Annotated in this window: 14 protein-coding genes; all 14 read right to left on the bottom strand. The window is 62.5% G+C overall.

The annotated features are described in order from the left end of the window. The coding region (locus B3E91_RS07300; protein ID WP_287028888.1) for a histidine kinase dimerization/phospho-acceptor domain-containing protein at window positions 1-755 on the bottom strand (755 nt) is incomplete at its 3' end. A 162-nt stretch (window positions 756-917) separates the two neighbouring features. Then, a complete protein-coding gene (locus B3E91_RS07295) occupies window positions 918-2,390 on the bottom strand; it encodes a sigma-54 dependent transcriptional regulator (RefSeq protein WP_287028887.1) in 1,473 nt (490 codons plus the stop codon). 162 nt (window positions 2,391-2,552) lie between these two features. Further along, on the bottom strand, window positions 2,553-2,846 hold the full coding sequence (locus B3E91_RS07290) for a flagellar protein FliT (RefSeq protein ID WP_273229311.1): 294 nt from the start codon (window positions 2,844-2,846) through the stop codon (window positions 2,553-2,555). 2 nt (window positions 2,847-2,848) lie between these two features. Further along, a complete protein-coding gene (fliS, locus tag B3E91_RS07285; protein WP_273229312.1) occupies window positions 2,849-3,253 on the bottom strand; it encodes a flagellar export chaperone FliS in 405 nt (134 codons plus the stop codon). Window positions 3,254-3,462: 209 nt separating this feature from the next. Further along, a complete protein-coding gene (gene fliD, locus B3E91_RS07280) occupies window positions 3,463-4,962 on the bottom strand; it encodes a flagellar filament capping protein FliD (RefSeq protein ID WP_287028886.1) in 1,500 nt (499 codons plus the stop codon). 65 nt (window positions 4,963-5,027) lie between these two features. Continuing rightward, a complete protein-coding gene (locus B3E91_RS07275; RefSeq protein WP_090229614.1) occupies window positions 5,028-5,396 on the bottom strand; it encodes a flagellar protein FlaG in 369 nt (122 codons plus the stop codon). 73 nt (window positions 5,397-5,469) lie between these two features. Beyond that, complete coding sequence (locus B3E91_RS07270) at window positions 5,470-6,915, bottom strand: flagellin (RefSeq protein ID WP_273229314.1); 1,446 nt, start codon at window positions 6,913-6,915, stop codon at window positions 5,470-5,472. 230 nt (window positions 6,916-7,145) lie between these two features. Then, window positions 7,146-12,317: a glycoside hydrolase family 99-like domain-containing protein gene (locus tag B3E91_RS07265; protein WP_287028885.1), complete on the bottom strand. Its 5,172-nt coding sequence runs from the start codon at window positions 12,315-12,317 to the stop codon at window positions 7,146-7,148. Then, entirely contained in the window at window positions 12,317-13,600 is a 1,284-nt protein-coding gene (locus B3E91_RS07260; RefSeq protein WP_287028883.1) for a cytidylyltransferase domain-containing protein, read from the bottom strand. The genes B3E91_RS07265 and B3E91_RS07260 overlap by 1 nt, the downstream gene beginning before the upstream one ends. Before the next feature lie 38 nt (window positions 13,601-13,638). Further along, window positions 13,639-14,313, bottom strand: a complete 675-nt coding sequence (locus B3E91_RS07255) for a TylF/MycF/NovP-related O-methyltransferase (protein ID WP_175534365.1) — start codon at window positions 14,311-14,313, stop codon at window positions 13,639-13,641. A gap of 95 nt (window positions 14,314-14,408) precedes the next feature. After that, window positions 14,409-15,656, bottom strand: a complete 1,248-nt coding sequence (locus B3E91_RS07250) for a methyltransferase domain-containing protein (RefSeq protein WP_090229627.1) — start codon at window positions 15,654-15,656, stop codon at window positions 14,409-14,411. Between the two features lie 186 nt (window positions 15,657-15,842). Beyond that, a complete protein-coding gene (locus B3E91_RS07245) occupies window positions 15,843-17,477 on the bottom strand; it encodes a flagellar hook-associated protein 3 (RefSeq protein WP_090229628.1) in 1,635 nt (544 codons plus the stop codon). A 14-nt stretch (window positions 17,478-17,491) separates the two neighbouring features. Next, window positions 17,492-19,525, bottom strand: a complete 2,034-nt coding sequence (gene flgK / locus B3E91_RS07240; protein ID WP_090229631.1) for a flagellar hook-associated protein FlgK — start codon at window positions 19,523-19,525, stop codon at window positions 17,492-17,494. Window positions 19,526-19,535: 10 nt separating this feature from the next. After that, window positions 19,536-20,371 (bottom strand): flagellar assembly peptidoglycan hydrolase FlgJ (gene flgJ, locus B3E91_RS07235; protein ID WP_287028882.1); only part of this gene is annotated, 836 nt, incomplete at its 5' end.

The following is a 20,371-nucleotide window of genomic DNA, read 5'->3' as shown; positions in this document are numbered from 1 at the left end:
GCCAGTCGATCGGTCATCGGCAGCTCGCCACGGGCGAACACCAGCATGTCGCGGACCTGGTGTTCCAGCTCATGCAGGCGCTCCTTGAGACGCCCGGCGAAACGTTGTTGCTGCTCGGGAGGCAGCACGCGCTCGTTCAGATGGCTGGCATAGAGCATCGCCGCCGACAACGGCGTGCGCACCTGATGCGCCAGCGAGGCGACCATCCGACCGAGCGCGGAAAGCCGCTCGTGACGGGCCAACTGGTCCTGCAGGCGGCGGGTTTCGGTAAGGTCGGTGAGCAGCACCAGCTGGCCCGGCTCCCCATTGAGCGAACGCGTTGCGATGGACAGCCTCCGGCCATCCTTGAGCGACACTTCGTGGCCATCGTCCTGGCGCGGCGCGAAGCAGCGAACGATCACCTGGCGCCAGAGCACCCCGACCAGCGGCTGGCCGAGCAGTTGCCCGGCAACCGGATTGGCTTCGCGGACCAGGCCCTGGCCGTCGATCACCACGACCCCGCCGGGAAGCAGGTCGAGCAGGCTCTGCAGACGCTGCGCCAGGCGCTCCTTCTCCGCCAGCTCCTGCATGCGCTGGGCGCTGACCAGTTCCAGTTCGCCGGTGAGCTGATCGACGCGGGCCTGCAGCGATCCGTAGGAGTCGCTGAGCCGTTCCGACATCTGCTCGAACAACGCATACGCCCGGCCGAGTTCATCGGTGGAGCGATCGCTCGGCGGAACGGGTTCGATGGCGGCGCTCTGGGCGACTGGCTTCATGTGAATCTCTCGCGTGGCGACCGTCAGAGAACGGTCGTGTTGAGAGACGAATAGCAATCCCCGTGCCCATAAAAAACAGCCCGCTTTTCAATGAGTTGAGAAGCGGGCGTCAAACTTTTGGAAGGGAAACCCGTGAAGCGGGCGTGGGAGACGAGAAGCGCGTCAGCCCTCGTCTTCATCCTCGCGGCGGCTCATGCCGTACTTGCGCATTTTCTCCACCAGCGTCGTGCGGCGGATGCGCAGGCGCTCGGCGGCGCGTGCCACCACGCCGTTGGCGTCGTCCAGCGCTTGCTGGATGAGGCCCTGCTCGAGGTTGCCCAGATAATCCTTGAGGTCCAGGCCCTCGGGCGGAAGCATGCTGCCGGAGTCGATGCCCACCGGAAGCTGGCTGGTCAGCGCGGCGCGCTCTTCGAGCTCTTCGCGCAGGCTGGCGGTGAGGTTCTCGTCCTCGTCGTCGACGTAGCGGAATTTCTTCGGCAGGTCGGAAACGCCGATCACCCCGTACGGATGCATGATCGCCATGCGCTCCACCAGGTTGGCCAGCTCGCGGACGTTGCCCGGCCAGTCGTGCTGACACAGCGACATGATCGAGCCGGAGTTGAAACGGATCGAGCCGCGCTTCTCGTGCTCCATGCGCGAGATCAGTTCGCTCATCAGCAGCGGGATGTCCTCGACGCGCTCGCGCAGCGGCGCCATCTCGATGGGGAAGACGTTGAGGCGGTAATACAGGTCCTCGCGGAAGCTGCCCTCCTCGATCATCTTCTCGAGGTTCTTGTGGGTGGCCGCGATGATGCGCACATCGGCGCTCTGGGTCTTGTTGCTGCCGACTCGCTCGAAGGTGCGTTCCTGCAGCACGCGCAACAGCTTGACCTGCATCGGCAGCGGCATGTCGCCGATTTCGTCGAGGAACAGCGTGCCCCCGTTGGCCAACTCGAAGCGCCCTGCCCGGCTGGTGATGGCGCCAGTGAACGCGCCCTTCTCGTGGCCGAACAATTCGCTTTCCAGCAGCTCCGCCGGGATCGCGCCGCAGTTGACCGGCACGAACGGCCCTTCGCGCCGCTTGGAATGGTAATGCAGGTTGCGCGCGACCACTTCCTTGCCGGTGCCCGACTCGCCGAGGATCAGCACGCTGGCCTCGGTGTCCGCGACCTGCTGCATCATCGTCCGCACGTGCTGGATGGCGCGGCTGGTGCCCACCAGGCTGCGGAACAGGTTCGGCTCGCGCTGACGGCCACGCTCGCGGGCCTCGTCGTACATTTCGCGATAGACCTGGGCGCGGTGCAGCGAGTCGAGCAGCTTGTTGTAGCTGGGCGGCATCTCCAGCGAGGCCAGCACGCGGCGGCGCAGCTCCTCCGGGCAATCCGCGGCGAGCGACTCTCCGATCATCAGTACCGGGAGAAACTCGTCCCAGGCACCAACCTGCTTGAGCAGCTCGCTGTTACCGCCCTTGGCGCTGACTTCGCCGAGCAGTACGCCAAGCACGTCCCGACTGGAGTTCAGCGGAGCGATGCAGTCTCGCCACTCCTGACTGCGACAGGCCAGGTGGTCCTCGCCAAGAAAATTGAGGATGACCGCCAGGTCGCGACGACGGTCGTCATTGTCATCAATTAGGAGAATCTTGGTTTCACGCCACATAGAGGTTGGCTTCTAGGTCGGACGGAGAAAAGGCCACACGGCTCTAACGCGGTAGCAATATGCCGCTAGTAAAGTCAAAAAACGGTCGCCAGTCAAATTTATGGCACAAAAAAAGCCTGGATTTGACTCAGGCTTGCTTTGTGTCACTTCACCAGCGCGGTCTCAGCCAAACATCTTGTAGATCTTGGCACCCTGATGGGCCTTGTTGACCTGGGCCATTTCCTCGCCGAGGCGCTCGCGAACGCTTCTGCAGGAGGTGACCAGATCACGGTAGATCGCCAGGATGTCCTCCAGCGTCATCTTCAGGTCGCTGTCGCGCTCGACTTCGCGCATGGCGTCATCGACCGCTTCGCGGCACTGCTGATCGAGCAAGCCGATAGCCGCCCAATCCTGATTGGTCAGCGCATCCCGCAAAGCTATACCGGTAGTTTCGAGACGCTTAACGGCAGTGTTCATGATCACGCACCTTGAATGGGAGCAGGAGCCGGCGCAATGCCGTCCCAACCATCTTTGACCTTGCGCAGCAGGGAAGAAACCAGTTCCAGGGAGCTGGGGTCGTTCTTCAGGTTGGCCTGAAGCAGACGCTGGCTCATGAATTCGTACAGACCCTCGAGATTGTCGGCGTACTCGCCGCCCTTCTCCTTGTCCAGCGCCTGACGCAAGCCGTTGATGATATTGATGGCCTTGCCGATCAGCGCGCCTTTCTCGCCGGTCTGACCGCGCGCCATGGCGCCCTGGGCCTGGGCGATCCGGTCCAAAGCTCCCTCGTAGAGCATCTGGATCAGACGGTGAGGACTTGCTTCAGCCAGTTGCGACTGGGTGCTGACTTGCTGGTAATTCCTGAGGGCAGAGGCTGGGTACATGCCGGCGGCTCCTAAATAAGACGAATGAAACCTTCTGATTTAGTTATCGGGTCAGCCGGTGGAATCTTTAGCGTGGAACGCAAATTTGCTCGGAGAAAGCGTGGCGGGTAGATACAAGGCGACGCCATTACGGAGCGTGGCGATCGCGGCAAATGCCCCGTTACGCATGCTCCGTCCCAGCTGGCGGATGGGGTGATAGCCCCGGGACATCAGTTGTCCTTGTTGTTCAACGCGTTGAGCGTTTCGAGAATGCTCGAGCTGGTCGCGTTGAGCTGGGCCACCAGGGCATCCATGGTGTTGTACTTCTTGTAGAGGCTGGTCTGCAGTGTCTCGATCCGCCGATCAAGCGATTCCTGCTGGTCATCCAGTTTGTCCAGCGTGCCCTGCAGCGAGTTCTGCTTGCTTTCGAGAAGGCCGCCCTTGGCGGTGTACACCGAGGTGACATCGCCGAGACGCGAAATCAGCCCGTCATCTCCCGTGAAGAAGGACTTGACCGAGTCGTAGTTGGCTTCGACGCCGGCGGTCAACGCCTTCTCATCGAGCTTCAGGGTGCCGTCCTTGTTCGTCGATACGCCCAGCTGCGCCAGGATGCTCAGGCTGCCGCTGCCCGTGGACGGCTGGACCATTGCGCTGCGGACCGAGTTCATCATGGTCCGAATCGTCGCATCACCGACCAGAGCGCCGGCGTCCGTGGTGCTGCCATCGGCGGACACGGTGACCTTGGTGAGCGCGTTGGTCACCGTCATCAGGGTGTTGTAGGCGTTGACGAAGGTCTCCACCGACGACTTGATGCCATCGGTGTTGGTCGACATCGAGATCGTCGACTCGCCCTTCCCCTTCAGGGTGATGGTCAAGCCGCTGAGGGCGGACGTGGTGTTGGTCGAGCTGGACATCTCCAGCCCGTCGAGGGTGAACTTGGCATCCCCGGAAAGGGTGATGTAACCGGCACCGGTGCCGCTCTGCTTCTGCAAATTGTGCGAGACGGTGGTGACCCCGTCGCCGTCGGTGGTGGACGTGACGTTGACGTTGAGTGCGGCCAGATCACCGGTACCCGACATGAAGATATCGGTATTCTCGCCGGTGGTTTCCGATGACAGTACGAGGCGCGAACCATTGGAGTCGGTAACGATGTTCGCGGTGATACCAGCGCTCGAAGACAACTGGGAATTGATCGAGTCGCGGATGCTGCTCAGCGAGGCGCCGGCAGACACGTTCACTGAATAGGTGGCGTTGTCGCCCACGTCGATTTTCAGCTTCCCACCGGACGCAAAGGTGGTGGCGCTACCGCCGCTGAGACTCGCGGTAGCCACCTTCGAGGCGGTGGCAAGACTGGTGACGTTGAGCGCGTAGGAACCCTCCACAGCACCCGACTTGGAAGTGACGGTGGCGACCGTCTCGGTGGACGACTTGGCACTGAGCCCGTCGAAACTGGTGCTCTTCGATGTCAGCGCGGTCAACGAGGCCTCGAAGGCCTCCATTGCCGCCTTCAAGGTGCCCACGGCAGACAAACTGGTTTCGGTCTTCGCCGTAAGGCGATCGATCTGCCCCTGCTTGGGCGCCTTCTCGGCGTTGACGGTGACTTCTACCAGCGCATCGATATCCAGCCCGGAACCCAGGCCGGTGATCGACGTTTTGGTGGACGACGAGCTGGTGGTGGTAGCCGGCGTCGTCGTAGACGTCGTTCCCGTCGTAGATGTTGTAGTCACCATCGCTGCTATCCCCTATGCCATTTTAGTGGCGCTGATACTTCCCTTTCAGCAAAAAACGCGCCAGATCAAGCCTGCTCGCGAAACAGCAAGCTGCGCATGCCATCCAGATTAGCCGCCAGTTCCAGCGCTTCCTCCGAGGGAATCTGGCGAATCACTTCACCGGAGTCGCTGGCGACGACCTGCACGACCACGCGGCCACTGGAGTCGTCGAGGTGGAAATCCAGATTGCGTTTAATCGACTGGGCGTAGTTCTGCATGCTCGCTACCGCCGAGTCCAGCTCGCCACGATCGATCGATTCACCCGCACTCACCGCGTTTTCGGCCTTCCCGGTCGCCACGCTTGTTACCGCCTCCGACGACGCCTTGCCCGACGTAGCGGACGTGGACGTGGTCGTGGACGGGACATATTGCACATTCGGAGTCGTGATGTTCATTTGGAAATCACCTCACAACGGGAAAAGGGGGAAGGCATCAATGCACTTCCCCCTCCACCCTATTTGGTATCGATTACTGGAGCAGACTCAGTACAGCGGACGGCAGCTGGTTGGCCTGGGCCAGGATCGCTGTCGACGCTTGTTGCAGAGTTTGCTGCTTGGTCAGCTCGGCAGTTTCCGATGCGAAGTCAGCGTCCTGAACGCGGCTACGTGCAGCCGTGGAGTTCTCGGAGATGCTCTGCAGGTTGGAAACCGTGCTGTCGAAGCGGTTCTGTACGGCACCGAGGTCGGCACGCTGGGCATCGATGTTGGAGATCGCCTTGTCGATGACCGAGATCGCTTTCTGCGAGCCGCGAGCCGAGGTGATGTCGGTATCGGTGACGCTGGTCAGCTCGGACTTGGTGGTTGCGCTACCGAACACGGTGGCGGCCACAGTACCGGTCTTGTCGGTGAGACTGTAAGCCTTGGCCGAGTTCAGATCGACAGTACCGCGGACGGTCTGGCCGTCGGCCACCTGAGTCCCAGCACCGAACTCGCCGTCCGAATCCTGCACCGCGACCTTCACGCCCGCTGCGGAAGCCGTGTTGCCTGCAGCCACGTCGAAGGAGATGTTCTCACCGGTGCTGGAGGTGATCGACAGCTCGCCGCTTTCCTCGTTGTAGTTGACGGAGATACCCAGCGCCGAGGCGTTCGAGCTGAGCTGGTCGGCCAGGTCGGAGGTCGAATGGGCACCCACGATGCTCGCCGAGGCAGTGCCGACGTTGACGGTGAACGAAGCACCGCTGGTTGCCGCGCCGCTACCGGTGTCGATGCTCAGTTGAGCGGTCGTGGAAGCGGTGGCGCTCAGGCCGGTGATCGAGTTGTTGAGGCCCTTGGCGATGTCCTTAGCGGATGCGCCGGCTTCGATATCGACGTCTTTGGTCTTGCCGCCACCAGTAACGGTGATGGTGCCTGCACCGGCAGCCGAGCCGCTGGCGACGACGGCCGCGTCGGCGGAAGCCTGCTGCGAACCGATACGGTTGGCCGAAACGTTACCCAGGGTCAGGTTGATGGTTTCGTTGGCGTTGGCGCCGACCTGGAAGCTGGAAGTACCGAAGGAGCCGTCGAGCAGGTTACGACCACCGAAGGTGGTGGTGCTGGCGATACGGGTCAGTTCGGTGGAGAGCTGCGAGTACTCGGCCTGCAGGGAGTTGCGGTCTTCGTCGCTGTTCGAGCCGTTAGCCGATTGCAGGGCCAGTTCACGCATACGTTGCAGGATGTTGGTGGATTCCTGCATGGCGCCTTCAGCGGTCTGCGCGATGGAGATGCCGTCGTTGGAGTTCTTGACCGCTACATCCAGGCCGTTGATCTGGCTGGTCAGGCGGTTGGAGATCTGCAGGCCAGCCGCATCGTCTTTGGCGCTGTTGATTTTCAGGCCGCTGGACAGACGTTGCATGGTGGTCGACAGAGCGTCAGAAGACTTGTTCAGGTTCTTCTGGGTATTCAGTGCGGCAATGTTGGTGTTGACGGTAAGAGCCATGACGAGAACCTCGTGGTGTGGGCTTGTACGACTCCCGGCCTTGGCAACCGCCGGGATTGGCCTAGAGAGCTTTCGTGATGTTTATCGTCGTGCCGGCAGAAAGCTTTAACGTTTTTTAAAACTTTTTTGCTGTAGGGCTTGACCGCCCTCGCGAGACTCCGAACATCACCACGGAGCCACGTCTTCAGGCATCCGGGTTATCGGTTCGGGCTCGCGAAACTTTAACGCTTTCAGTCAGGCAGCCAGGCCTTGCGCCAGGCCTGCAGATTGTCGCCTTCGAGCATCCACTCGGCACGCACCTTGGTCTGCAATGCCGCGCCCATCGCAGCCGCCGCATCCAGGTCCTGCAGGTGCGCCCGGATCGCGTTGAGCCAATCCTTGTAGCGGTTTTTCACCAGCGTCACCGGCAGGTCGCACCGGTAGGGCTCGATATCGCTGCACACGACCGGGAAGCCGCAGGCGCCGTACTCGAGCAGGCGAAGATTGCTCTTGCACTCGTTGAAGCGGTTTTGCTCGAGCGGCGCGAGGGCCAGATCCAGGTCCAGACTTGCCAGCCTTTCGGGATAGCGGTCGAACGGAACACCGGGGTGGTACTCGGCCATGAACGGCAACAGCTCGTCCGGGCACATGCCCATGAAGACCCAGTCCACCTCGCCCGCCAGCGCCCTGACCACGTCGGCGATCATTTTCAGATCGCCGCCATGACCAAGCCCACCAGCCCAGCCCACCCGTGGCTTCGGACCCGACCGGCGCTGCCCCTGCAAACCTTTCCACGACTCGGGAGCGAGCGTGTTCCTGACGACGCGAATGTCCGAATGCATGCCGGCCAACGCCGCCGCCAGCGGCTCCGTCGATACGACGAAACGGTCGCACAGGGAAAGGACCTTGCGCAGCGAACGCACGACTTCACGGGAAAAATCGGCACGGTGCTGGCTGCCGAGCGGAAGCTCGATGATGTAGTCGTCCAGCTCATAGACCTTGAGCGCCGTGGAGAACGCCTTGAGTCGGCTGACGTAGTTGATCTGCGGTTCCAGCAACTGCCGCTGGAGGATCACCGAGTCCGGCTTGAAGCGCTCGACCTGGGCAGGCGTCAGCAGATAGCGGCTGTATCCACCCTGTGCAAGCCCCGCCTGCGCCAATGCATTGAACGGCTGAAGAACGCGGTATTGCCCGCCGCCATACGCGTCCGCGGCGTGGCAAAGAATCGACGGCACGGCTTTCTCCGCGAACGGCTGCCAATAGAATCGCTCGCTCTCGGCAGCCAGGGAGAAACCGCCCGCATACAGCGTGAGGTTCTTGTTGTAGGCGGGGTCTTCCGCGATCTGTGGGAGCCAGCGGGCATACATCGCCAGTTGCTCGCTGTTGAAACGCTCCTTCTTCGACGACGCGTACTGCGAATCCAGATTCCTCTGACTGACGCTGCCCTCGTGCACCAAAACCGCATAGGGCGTCCACACCGTCAGATAGCCGGCGTAACGCACCTTGAGGCCAAGATCGACATCGTTGTACGAGACCTTGAAATCGTCTTCGTCCAGGCCACCGACCTCGGCATAGACCGAGGCACGGATCATCAGGCAGGCCGCGGTGACCACTGTGTAGTTCTGATCGACCAGCAGCCGATGCATGTAGCCAGGAGCGTCGGCCGGCTCCCCGATGAACGGGTGGTCGGCAGGGCCACCCAGGCCCAGAACGACGCCGCCGTGCTGGATGGTCCCATCCAGGAAGTGAAGCTTGGCGCCGACGATTCCCACTTCAGGGCGCCGGGCGTGGTTCAACAGGGCATCCAGCCAACCGGCTTCTATGATCGCGGTGTCGTTGTTCAGCAGAACCAGGTATTCGCCCCGCGCCTGCTCCGCGGCGAAGTTGTTGATCGCTGAATAATTGAAAGGCTTGGGATAGCGCAGTATGCGCACCTTGTCGCTACCGAGCTGCTCCATGCCGGCCAGCCAGGCGATGGCCTCGGGGGTTTCGCTCGCATTGTCGACGATCAGCAGCTCGTAGTTCGCATACCGCGTCTTCTCGATGAGGCTTTCGACGCAGCGCCGCAGAACGGGAAGTTGGTCGCGGGTGGGAATGATGATGGAAACCAGCGGCTGGCTGGCGTTGTGGTAGGCCACCCGATTGATCATCGGCAAGGCGCCCTGGGTAATGCTATGGGCAATGCCCAGGCGAGTCAGGTGATTGGACGTCAGCCGCGGTGCGTTCGCGATCACCTCATCCTCGGCCAGCCAATGCCCCATATGCCTGTCGCAGTGCACCAGCACTTCGGCGATATGACCAATCGAACCCAGCCCCCGGCTTTCCACCAGCCGGAACATCACATCGTGCGGGCTCAACTCGCCAAAGGACGGATCGAATCCGCCGACGGCCAGGAAGGCGTCCTTCTCGAAGGCCAGCGTGCGGCCGCAATAGGGATAGCTGCGCAGGAAGTCGAGGTTGAAATCCGGCTTGAAGAAAGGATCGCGATAGTGCGCGCCGTCCAGCGCGTCCTCATCGGCATAGATACTCGATAGCGAGGGCTCGGCGTTGAGGCGGTCGTTCAGCAACACCAGTGCGTGCGCGTCCAGCACGTCGCCCGCACGCAGCAGATAGAACCAGTCGGCCTCGACGGACGGAATGACGTCGTTAATTTGCGACCACACCGAATCGCTCTCGAGCCAGACGATACGATCGGACAGTTCGCCCGGCCTTCTCTGCGCGGAAAACACGATGATGGACCCGGCGTGATAGCACTGCTCATCCACGCTCCGGAGGGTTCGGCCCAGAAGCTCCGGCGAGCCGTCGTGATCGCTGATGACGACAGCGAAGCGCAAGGCGGCGGCATAGCCTTCGATGCGGGCGGGCAGATTATCCGCCTCGCCCAGCGACAGCGTTCTGCCGGCGACCCAGCGCCCGTAATCGGCGACGAACGAATCGAACGCCGGATCGGGCCGCACCGCTATCTCGCCGGCCACACTGGCGGCTTCGTTGACGGCCTCGCGGGTTGCCTCGAGGTACGCCAGGCCGTGCCTGACGTCGGGCTCGAGGTGGCAGCCCTCGCCCCACTCGTTCCAGGCGTTGATGAAGACCAGACGCTCGTCGCCCTCGAATTCCTCCAGGGTCTTTCTCAGCGTCGTGCCAAGCCAGTCCTTGTAGGCCGCGGGGCTCGCATTGACCAGCATGGTCGCCCCACCCTTGCGGCGCCGCGCGCTGTTGTCCCAGCTCGGCACCAGCCCGCGGAAGCGCTTGTATTCCGCGCGAGGGCGGGACGACCAGAAGTCGGCGAGCTTTTCGTAATCGCCAATGGACTGGATGTGCTGCCGGGGGTGCGTCAACGGGCCTTCCGGAGCGAGCACGGAAAAATCGACCTGGTGCGGCAGGAACTCGCAGTTGGCATCGAAGCCGGCTTCGCTGGGGGAGAAGAACTTGAAGCTTTCCACGCCGACCAGATAGGCCTCGCCAATCCCCGCGTCCCGCCAGGTCTGGCGCCAGGTTTCGAGCGTCGTCTGGAGGTCCGGGATGATGTCGCTTCGATAAACGAGAAGCACCGGCTTGCCCTCGACCCGGATGTAGCGCGGGTCGGAGAAGTACGGAATCAGGTCTTCGGCGAACTTCTCGCTCAACTCCGGCGAGTAGCTCTGGGCGATCAATATCTCCTTGTCTCCGCCATCCCAGCGGCGGGTCCAGTTTTCATTGGCCCAGCACAGGCAGAACGGCAGATCGATGTCCGGATTGGCCAACAGCAAATCCACGGGCTTTTCGAGAAGCCGCTTTCTATCGAACCAGTAGTAGTAGAAACAGAAGCCATACACGCCGTGACTGCGAGCCAGTTCGGCCTGGCGACGAAGCGTCTCGACATCGAGAAGGTTGTAGTAACCCAGGTCCTCGGCAGGAACATGCGGCTGGTAATGCTCGTCGAACAGCGGCCGCCCGAGCTTGACGTTGTCCCACTCGGTGAACCCCTTGCCCCACCAGGCATCGTTCTCGGGGATCGCGTGAAACTGCGGCAGGTGGAATGCGATCAGGCGCAGCAGGTCTTCGGGCCTGGGAACCGGCTCGCAAGGCACCACGGGAGCCAACTCGGTTGACTTGGATTCGGGCGCCTGCCGGTCGATTTCAACCGCCGCGCTCGCCACCACGGCGGCGAGCGTCGAGCTCTGCCCCAGGCTGCCGCGCAGGACGCCTTCCAGATTCGGCTTGTCGCCTGTGAGATAGGCGTCGTGAAGTTGCGCCAGCGTGTAGACGGGACGCTCCTCGTCGAAAACGCCCTGCCCGACGGACAGGCAGAACGACTCGAACCAGTCGCCGTCGTAGATCGATTCGAACAACACGTAGTAATGGCTGAACAGCCAGTACAACGCATGATCACGCGCCGCATCGAAACCCTTCGCCAGAACGTCGTCCAGGCATTCGAGGCGATGGGCATCGGCGAACGGCGTCATGTAGGAGTCACCCAGCGCGATCAATGGGCGCTGGTAAAACAGGGCATGCATGCCGACCGAAGAGGTGACTGTAACGACGGCATCGCACAACAGCAGGACCAGCTGCGAGCAGGCGTAGATATCACGACCGCGCGCATCCCAGATCAGGTTGGGATGCCTGGCCTTCAGGTAGCTGTAAATCTCGTCCGTCACCGCCGGGTTCTCGGGGTGCTCGGTGACCACCACCGCGATATCGGCAGATACGTTGCGCAGGACGTGCTGCAGGTAATCGAACTGCGAGGAGAACTCGCAGTTGGCATCGAAGGCGTAATAGTCGGAAAACTGCAACGGCAGCAGAACGCTGCGGGAAAACGCGTTCAACCGCTCGCCGTAGATGTCCTCGGCGATCGGCAGCAGCTTCCTGAGCCCATCATCCAGATAGCGCTCGCGCAGCTGCGAAATGAAATGCAGCGCCTCCGGCCCCGCACGAAAGGCGTTGATCGCATCGGCATGTCGGCACAGGTAGCTGTCCCGGAACATCCCGCAGGCGTCGAAATACAGTGTCATCGGGAAGGGCTTGCGGGAAAACATCCCCACTTCGATGTTCAGAATCTGCGCGTCAGGGAACACTCGGCTCAGAAACGGCGCGGGCGAAAAGGAAAAAATCACATCGGGCTTGTAGTCGCCCAGAAGACGCTCGGCATACGCGGCGAATACGTCGAGGACTTCACCGTCCTCGCCGTTGTACCAGCGGGAGGTGATATCGAGATAATCGCGGCCGACCTTGCCAATGAATGGCTGATAGTCAGCGATATACAGCTCTTCCCGAGCAAACCCTCTCTTGAGCGCCTCCGACTCCAGTGATTCACCGATCAACAGGCGAAAATCGCCCCCCACCTCCTTGAGCGGTTTGGCGAAGGTTTTCGCGAAGTCCAGCCAGCCCGCTTTCCAAAAGGGCCTCTGCCGTTCGATGAAGGGTTCGAGGTAGTACAGAAAATTCATCAAAACTCCCCAATCGAACTGAAGATTTCCTGGGCCGGAAGCCCCATCGCTACCGCCCTGCCGACGCGCCACTCCTTGTCGATGCCCTGCAGCACGGCGGCCTTGACCTCAGCCCATTTCTCCCGCGGAACCACGACGATTCCGTCTTCGTCGCCGAACACGTAGTCGCCATTGGCCACGCGTACTTCCCCGATCAGAACCGGCTTGTTCATCGAGCGGACGACTCCGCGATACTTGATGTCGGAGCAGTAATGGCCTTGGGAGAACACCGGGAAATCCAGGTTGCGCACGGCGTTCACATCGCGGGTCAGGCCGTTGATGACGGCGCCGACCGAGCCGGCGCGGGACGCGAGCCCAGCGTTCAGATTGCCGAAATAGGCGCTGTCCGGAACCGGATTGTTGACCACGATGACATCGCCCGGACGGACGAATTCGTAACTACCCAAGGCGTCATAGATGCCCTCCCAGGACTCGCCGGGCTTGCAATGATCGAGCTGCAGGGTCTTCGCCAGGCCGAACACGCGTCGGCCCATGTTGGGCTTCAGCTCTTTCGGCAGCGTGCAGTCGTACCCCAGTTGCCGGGTGATATCGGACAGGATTGCGGACGACAGGAAGGGTTTGAGCGCCTGCATCGCCAGGTTCTCCTGGGCGCGCTTGCCAGCGGAGACGGTCTCGGCCAACTGCAGGTCGGCGGGCCAGTTCACATCCAGGCTTTCTTCGGGGCTGAGCTCGAAAAACGTCGGCTTCTCGGTGAAACGCCGGGTGATGGGGGCGTCACCGCGCTTGACCATGTACAGGCTCATCGCCTCGATATAGGTGGGCGGCAGATCCACGCTGTTGGGGATGCGCCCCGTGCCGTAGTGAGGGCCGTCCTCCCCCCAGGTGTATTGCTTTTCCTTGCGGATGGCGATCAGCGAATCCGCCCCGCTCTCGCGCAACTGGCGAAGCGCGCGGCCGATGCATTCGGCATCGACGAAGGGCGCCGTGCATAGCGTCTGGATGTAGATGTCGGCCTCGACCTGGGCGCATTCGTAGGCGAACAGCTCATGCCCGTCGGTTTGATTGCTCGCCAGCTCGCTCGGGCGCTTCAGGAACTTGACGGGCAGATCATCGACCAGCGCCGCCAGCTCGTCCGAATCGGTGTCGAGATAGACCTCATCGATTTCCTTGCAATCGAGCAGTTGGCGAAGCTTTCTCTTGAAGAGGTGCTCACCGTCCAGAACGGCCAGGTTCTTGTTCTTGATTCGTTCGCTGCTGCCCTTTGCGGGCATGATGGCGACCACTTTTCCGGACATATCTGGCTCCTGTACCGAGCATTCGCTCAGAGGCAATCGAATACGAAGGCACGTCCGTGCCAGCCGTAGGATGAGAGTTCATTCAATTCGAATCCGGGATTGGCATTCAGCCATTCCGCGGTGGCCCGACGTTCGCCAAAGCGGTTCGAGGCGTTGAAACAGTTCCAGTCGTCGAACAGCATCACCACGCCCGGACGCACGTGGCGGGTGACCGCCTGCAACACCCAGTTGCAGGACTCGTAGAGGTCGACATCGACATGGATAACGGCCACCGGTGAGTCGCCCAGCGCACGGGTGACTTCATCGGCGGTATCGGGTCCGAACCAGCCTTTCACGAACGAGACGGGCGCGGCATCCGCCACCCCGTACCGCTCCAGGAAAGCCTCGACGGCGGGCTGGTCGAACGCGTAGTCGCCGCGCTGGAACTGGCGCGAGCCGACGTCGACGCCGGTCAGCTCGGGCAGGCCCTCGAAGGAATCGCAAAGGATGTAGCGGTCACACACATTTTCACGGCGATAGGCCCGCAGCGCCGACACCGCCGAGCGGCCCTTGCCGACGCCGAACTCCAGGTAGGCGCCCTGGGTGCGGCTGTCGGAGAGGAACTTCGCCGCCAGACTGTGTATGTCGACCCGCCCCGTCACCGAAAGCAGACTGGGATAGCCCTCCGCGTAGGGCAAGGGATCCAATTCATCGCGACGCATGTTTCCTCCGGACGTCAAGGCAGCCCAACTGTTTTTCATACCCGTTGCGTGGCGCCTTGCGGCTGCCCCAACCCGCCCATGAAGCCATATGTCGATCAGGCATGCTCGAATACTCGTTCATTGCGGCGCAGAACGAAAAGTGCCTGGGGCAGACAGGAGCGGCTGTCGACGAAGTCCACCAGGTCGAAATACTTCAGCCAGTGCTTCTCGATATGCCCCTTCGGCACCAGCGTTTCGCCGTACGTACCACCATACTGACCGAAGCCCGCGTGCAGCAGTACACCGCTGTCGTAGTCGCGGTAACTGGCCTCGACATCGACGAACGAGTTGATCAGTGACACGAACCATTCGTTGGAGCGATCGTTGCGCCTTCTAATGTCGGCGCAGTAATCGATGAACGAACGGCCCTGGGTCGTCATCATGACCAGACCGCCGGGCCGGGTAATGCGCGCGAACTCCTCGATCCAGGCGTTCGCGCAGTCCGGCGACAGGTGAGAAAACACCGAGTAGCCGAATGTGAGATCGAGCAGCCCGTCGCGCAGATCGCAGGGTGGGAAAGCCTCGACCTTCAGGAAGTTGCCCAGGCCGAACGCCTTGCGGCAATGCTCGACCATGCCCCTGTTCACTTCGAGGCCGTAGATGTTGTCCGGGCTGGCGTATTTGAGCAGGAAACGCGTGTAGCGGCCCCAACCGCTGCCGAAGTCGGCGATCTTGGTCTTGTCGTCGAAGGCGATGCCATTTGTCCTGGCGTACCGCAGTACGACGCGCATGAAGCGCATCGCCTCCTGAAGTGCCGCCCCGCCCGAAGAGCCGACGAATACCGCCTGATCGGTCGCGCTGATGAAGCCGGGGAGAAAATGGTCGAGCTGAACGGGATCGTCGACGCTTTTCAGAATGACCTTGAACCACTCCTCGTCTTCCAGCGCGGCGGCGGCGCGGTGCAGCGCGTACGGGCTGTCCTTGCGCCAGATTTCGAGGGCTTGGCCGGTCAGGCTGCGGCCCAGATCGGCGAAGGCGGATGAGACGGCGGATATCGGCGCGGGCGCAGGCGCGGCGACCGGCGCAGCGGGCTTGAGAGCCGCGCTCTTCACCTGTTCGTCGAGGATTTCGATGGCATTCACCGCGAGGAAATCGCCGCCGCCCAGGCTCAGGGAATGACGAAACTTCTCGACGGCCTTTTCCGTCTGCCCCAGGCGGTAGAGAACGACGGCGATGTCGTTCGCCAGTTCGGCGTCCTCCGCTTCGCTCTCCAGTTGCCGGAAAAGCGTCAGCGCCTCATCGAAGTTGCCCTGGCTGAAATGCTCATACGCTTGCTGCCGAACGGCTTGTGCCTCTTCCATCATCGTCGCTGCCTCTATGCGCTCAACCGCGTGGCGGTTTTTTGGCGGATGCTTAGGTTGTGACTGGGGTTTGCAAGCTTGATGCCTGTTTCCACCGAGCTTGTTTGTGAAAACAGCATAGAACGAACGAAAGCGCGCCGTTTCGGGCGCGCTTTTTTGTCAGCGAGGAAGGGAATTGCCGGCGAAGCCTTACATCTTGTCGAACAGGCTCAGCTGGCTGATCTTGATGAAAGAGGCCTGGGCGGCTTCGAGCATGGTTTGCTGCAGGACCAGTTGGGTGGTCGCGGCGGCCATGTCGGTGTCGCGGATGTCCGACTGGGTGGATTTGTTGGTGATGGAGAGGGTTTCGTTCTCGGTGCTCAGCACGTCGATGGTGTTCAGTCGTGCGCCGATCGAGGCCTGTGTGGCGAGGACCTGGTTGGAACCCTTGTCGAGGTTGGTGATCGCCGAGGCGACGGCGTCGCGCAGGGCGAGCTGCGCAGCGGTGTCGCCGGAGGTCGGCGTCTTCAGGGCAGCGGTCAGGTTGGAGATGGTTTCCAGGATGCCCTGGGTTTGCTGCGACTTGGGCTGCAGGGTGAACTGGTCGCCGTTGGCCGGCACGGCGCTGATGGTCATGTCCACGCCGCCCGCGCTGATGGTCTGCGGGAAGGTGGCGCCCAGGGTGCCAGTGGAGATCGCCGCATCGCCCGCCTTCATCGGCTGCGCGTACACCGAGTAGGCGGTCGCACTGCTGAACTGGACGATCACGCCATTGGCCGGGAACTGCGTGGTATAGGCGTTCTGGTTAGCAACGCTGGCGGTCATCTGCGCGCTGGAGGTGTTGGTCGCGCTGCGGGTCACGGCGAACTCGTCGGGCGCCATGCCGAAGTCGAAGCTGTAGCCGGTCAGCAGGTTGTCCAGCGAGGTGTCGGAGGAGTTGTCGTTCTCCTTGAGGGCGACGTCCAGCTCAAGACTAACCCCGCGGAAGGTCACGGTGTTGCCGTCGATCGCGGTCGGATCGAAGCTGCCGTTTGTGGCGGACGCCTCGGACGTGACATCCACGCCGGCGCTGTCGGTGATCCTGAACTGCGTGCTGCTGACCAGCTCCAGGGTGTACGGCGAGCCAGCGCGGAAGCTGTCGTTATACTTGCTGTCGTTTTGCACCAGCCCCTGGGAAAGGAACACACGCTGATCGCCCGCAGCGACGGGGCCGGTCACGGCCACGCCGGTGTCCGGATCGGTGTAGTCGCGGGTGGGCGCATCCGAATAGGTCCGACTGGCGTTGGTGACGTTCTCGAACACGCTCCAGCCGCTGTCGTTGATCGACATCCGCGTCGAACTGGCCACCTGCAGGCCCAGCGCGCCCTGGTCGCCCTGGTAGGTGTAGGTGCCATCGGGATTCTGGATGTAGGGCTGGGTGCCGCTGTTGGAACCGCTGAACAGGTACTGCCCGCTGGAGTCCTTGCTGTTCATCAGGTTCATCAGCTGGGTCTGGATCTGCTCCAGTTCGCTGGAGATCGAGGTGCGGTCGTTGTCCGACAGCGAGCCGTTACCGGCGCGCACCGCCAGCTCGCGGGCGCGCTGCAGCACGTTGGTCACGGAGGTCAGTACGCCCTCCTCCTGGGTCAGGCTGTTGGTCGCCGTGGTCAGGTTGGTGCTGTACTGGCCCAGCTCGGAGCTCTGCTGCTCGAGCTGCAACAGGCGCGCGGCGCCCACCGGGTCGTCCGCCGGGGTCTGGATGCGCACGCCGCTGGACAGCTGCTGCTGGGTCTTGACGATCTCCGAGTAGCCTTTCTGGTAACCGGAGACGTTGGAGGTGAACACCTGCGAGGTGGAAAGACGCATTTCTCAGCCTCCGCTTAAAAGCTGTTGATCAAGGTGTCGAAGGTACTGCGCGCGATCTGGATGATCTGTGACGACGCGTTGTAGTACTGCTCGAACTTGATGAGGTTGGCGGCCTCCTCGTCGAGGTTGACCCCCGAATAGGAATCCCAGCTGCTCTTCGCCTGGGTCAGGATCGCCGAGGTCGCGCTGGCATCCAGCTTGGCCTGGTTGGTCTTGGCGCCGACCTGCTCGATCAGTGAACTGTAGGCGGCGACGAAACTCTTGCCCGAGCTGCTGCCGCTGGAGCCGATGGTGGCCTTGGTCTGCAGGTCCAGCAGGCTCTGCGCGTTGCGGTTGTCGGCAGTGCCATTGGCGTTGAACGAGAAGGTGAAGCTGTCGCCGGCACCCGGTTTGCCGCTGATGGACGTCTCGAAGCTGAACGCCGAGGGGACGCTGGGCGGGTTGGCCGCCACGTTGACCGTCACGGTGTTGTTGTTGCCCGGCACGATGGTACCGGTGCCGATGTTATTGCCGGCCGAATCGTAGAGGTTGTAACCCTGGGTTCCCGCGCCAGCGGCGTCGAACACCATCTTCACCGGCATGCCGCTCTTCAGGCTCGCCTGCATGTTGGCCTGGGCGACGGGGTCGGTGATGTCGATCTTGGTGGTCAGCGTGGGCTGGGTGATCGCCCCGGAACCGTAGTTGCCGGTGGTGACCACGCCGGCCAGCGGCGCGGCGAACGCCAGTTGCCCGGCATCGGTCAGCGAGGTGCTGATCGAACCCGCCGCGGTACGCGTGGGAATGATGGTGAAGGTGTCGCCCGCCGCGGCGTTGCCGCCGGTGAGCTGCAGGGAAAATCCATCGACCACCGGCGCGGGATTCGTCGCGGTGTCGAAGGTGCCGTTCCCGGACGGGAACTTGGCGCCGTCGGAGGAGCGGGTCACCGTGTAGTGCGTGCTGTCGGTGAAGGTGACTTCGTAGTCGCTGGTGGTCAGCGCGCCGGAGTCCTTGATGGTGACGTTGAAGTTCGACGTCGCGCTGCTGTTGCCCTCCTGCGCGAGGCTGCGCTGGGCGATCAGCGTGGCGCTGTTGATGTCGCCGAACAGCGGAGCGCCGAACTCGCCCTTCAGGTCCAGGCCCTGGCCGAGCTGGCTGTTGACCGCATCGGAAACGACCAGCGCCATGCGCCCGAGCTCGTTCATCGTCGAGTCGAGCACGTCGGTGCGGTAGCGCAGCAGGCCGCCGATCTCGCCGCCGGTCACCGCGGAGGTTACGTCACGGGTCGCCGAACCCTGGGTCAGGGTCAGCGCGTAGCGCGTCGGGTCGTCCTGGCTCGGCGTGGCGTTCAGCGTCGAGGCGCTGTTGCCGACGACCAGCGGCTGGCCGGAACCGATGTACAGGTTGTAGTTGCCATCCTGGTTCACCACGGACACGCCGATCAGCTCGTTGAGCTGGCGAACGGTCTCGTCGCGTGCATCGAGCAGGTCGTTGGGCGTGGCGCCGGTGGACGCGGCCTGGGTGATCGCCAGGTTGTACTGGGCGACGTTGGAGGCCAGCTTGTTGACCTGGTTGGTCATGCTGCCGAGCTGCTCGTTGATGTAGCCGTTCTGGTCGGCGAGCTGGTCGTAGATCGCGTTGAAACGGCTGGACAGCGCGTTGCTCTGGGTCAGCAGCAGTTGCCGCGAGGCGGCATCGGTCGGGCTCGCGGCAGCGGTCTGCAGCGAGGTGAAGAAGCTCTGCAGCACGGTGCTGATGCCCGTGGTGCTGTCGGCCAGCAGCGAGTTCACCTGCTGGATCTGGGTGTAGTACGACTGCGAGTCGCTGCTCAGCGAGGTGCTGGTGTTCACCTGGGTGCCCAGGTAGCTGCTGTACATGCGTCGAACGTCGGTCAGCGTGGTGCCGCTGCCGATGTAGACGTTGCCGCTGCGCTGCGACGGCGCCGCCACCTGCTCGGTGGTCTTGCGCGTGTAGCCGGCGGTGTCGGCGTTGGTGATGTTGTTACCGGTGACGTTGAGCGCCGCCTGGCTGGCAGACAGTCCGGAAAGACCGATGGAAAGTAGGTTCGACATGGCTCAGGCCTTATATACGAGTGGTGCCGGAGCCGACCGAGGCCAGCGTCTGGATCGAGTGATAGGTGTCCATGCTGCGTGCGATCTGGTTCACCTTGCGGGCGTAACGCGGATCGGTGGCGTAGCCGGCTTCCTGCAGCTCGGTCATGAATTTCTCGGAGTTGCCGTTGGTCTTCAGGGCGTCGCCGTAACGCTCGTTGGTCTGCAGGAAGTCCACGTAGTCGTGGAAGCTGTCCGCGTAGGAGTCGTAGGTGCGGAACTTGGCGACTTCCTTCACTTCCTTGCCGCCGACGTACTCGTTGGTCACCGCGTTCACCGAACCGCCCTTCCAGCCGTGCGATTTGATGCCGAACAGGTTGTTGGCGTTGCTGCCGTCTGCCTGGCGAATCATGTGCTTGCCCCAGCCGGTTTCCAGCGCGGCCTGGGCGACCAGGTAACGCGGGTCGACGCCGATGCGCTTGGCGGCGGCTTCGGCCATCGGCAGCATGGTCTGGATGAAGTCTTCCTTGCTGCTGAAGCGGGTCTTCTCGCTGGTGGCGGCGACTGCGTCTGCCTTGCTGATCGACGCCGGCGCGGCGCTCTTGTCGAGGCCGGCGATGCGGTTCTGGAACGGATTCGCGGCCGGCGCCTGTGCGCTCTGCTGAACCGTCTTCCAGTCGCTGCCGATCTGCTCGGCGATGCTGGCGACCGCCGCGGTCTTCTCGGCGCTGTCCGGGACGATGCCGGCGGCGATGCGCTGGGAAATCGACGCGGGCAGCGACAGGCGACGCTGGTTGATCAGCTTGGAGTCGTCGCGGGTCGGATCGACGGCGGCGAGCTTCTTCGAGGACGACGGCCACACCGCGC

This window comes from Pseudomonas sp. UBA6310, from assembly GCF_002438225.1.
GTDB classification, from domain to species: Bacteria; Pseudomonadota; Gammaproteobacteria; order Pseudomonadales; family Pseudomonadaceae; genus Pseudomonas_O; species Pseudomonas_O kuykendallii.
This window is presented reverse-complemented; position numbering and strand designations above follow the sequence as displayed.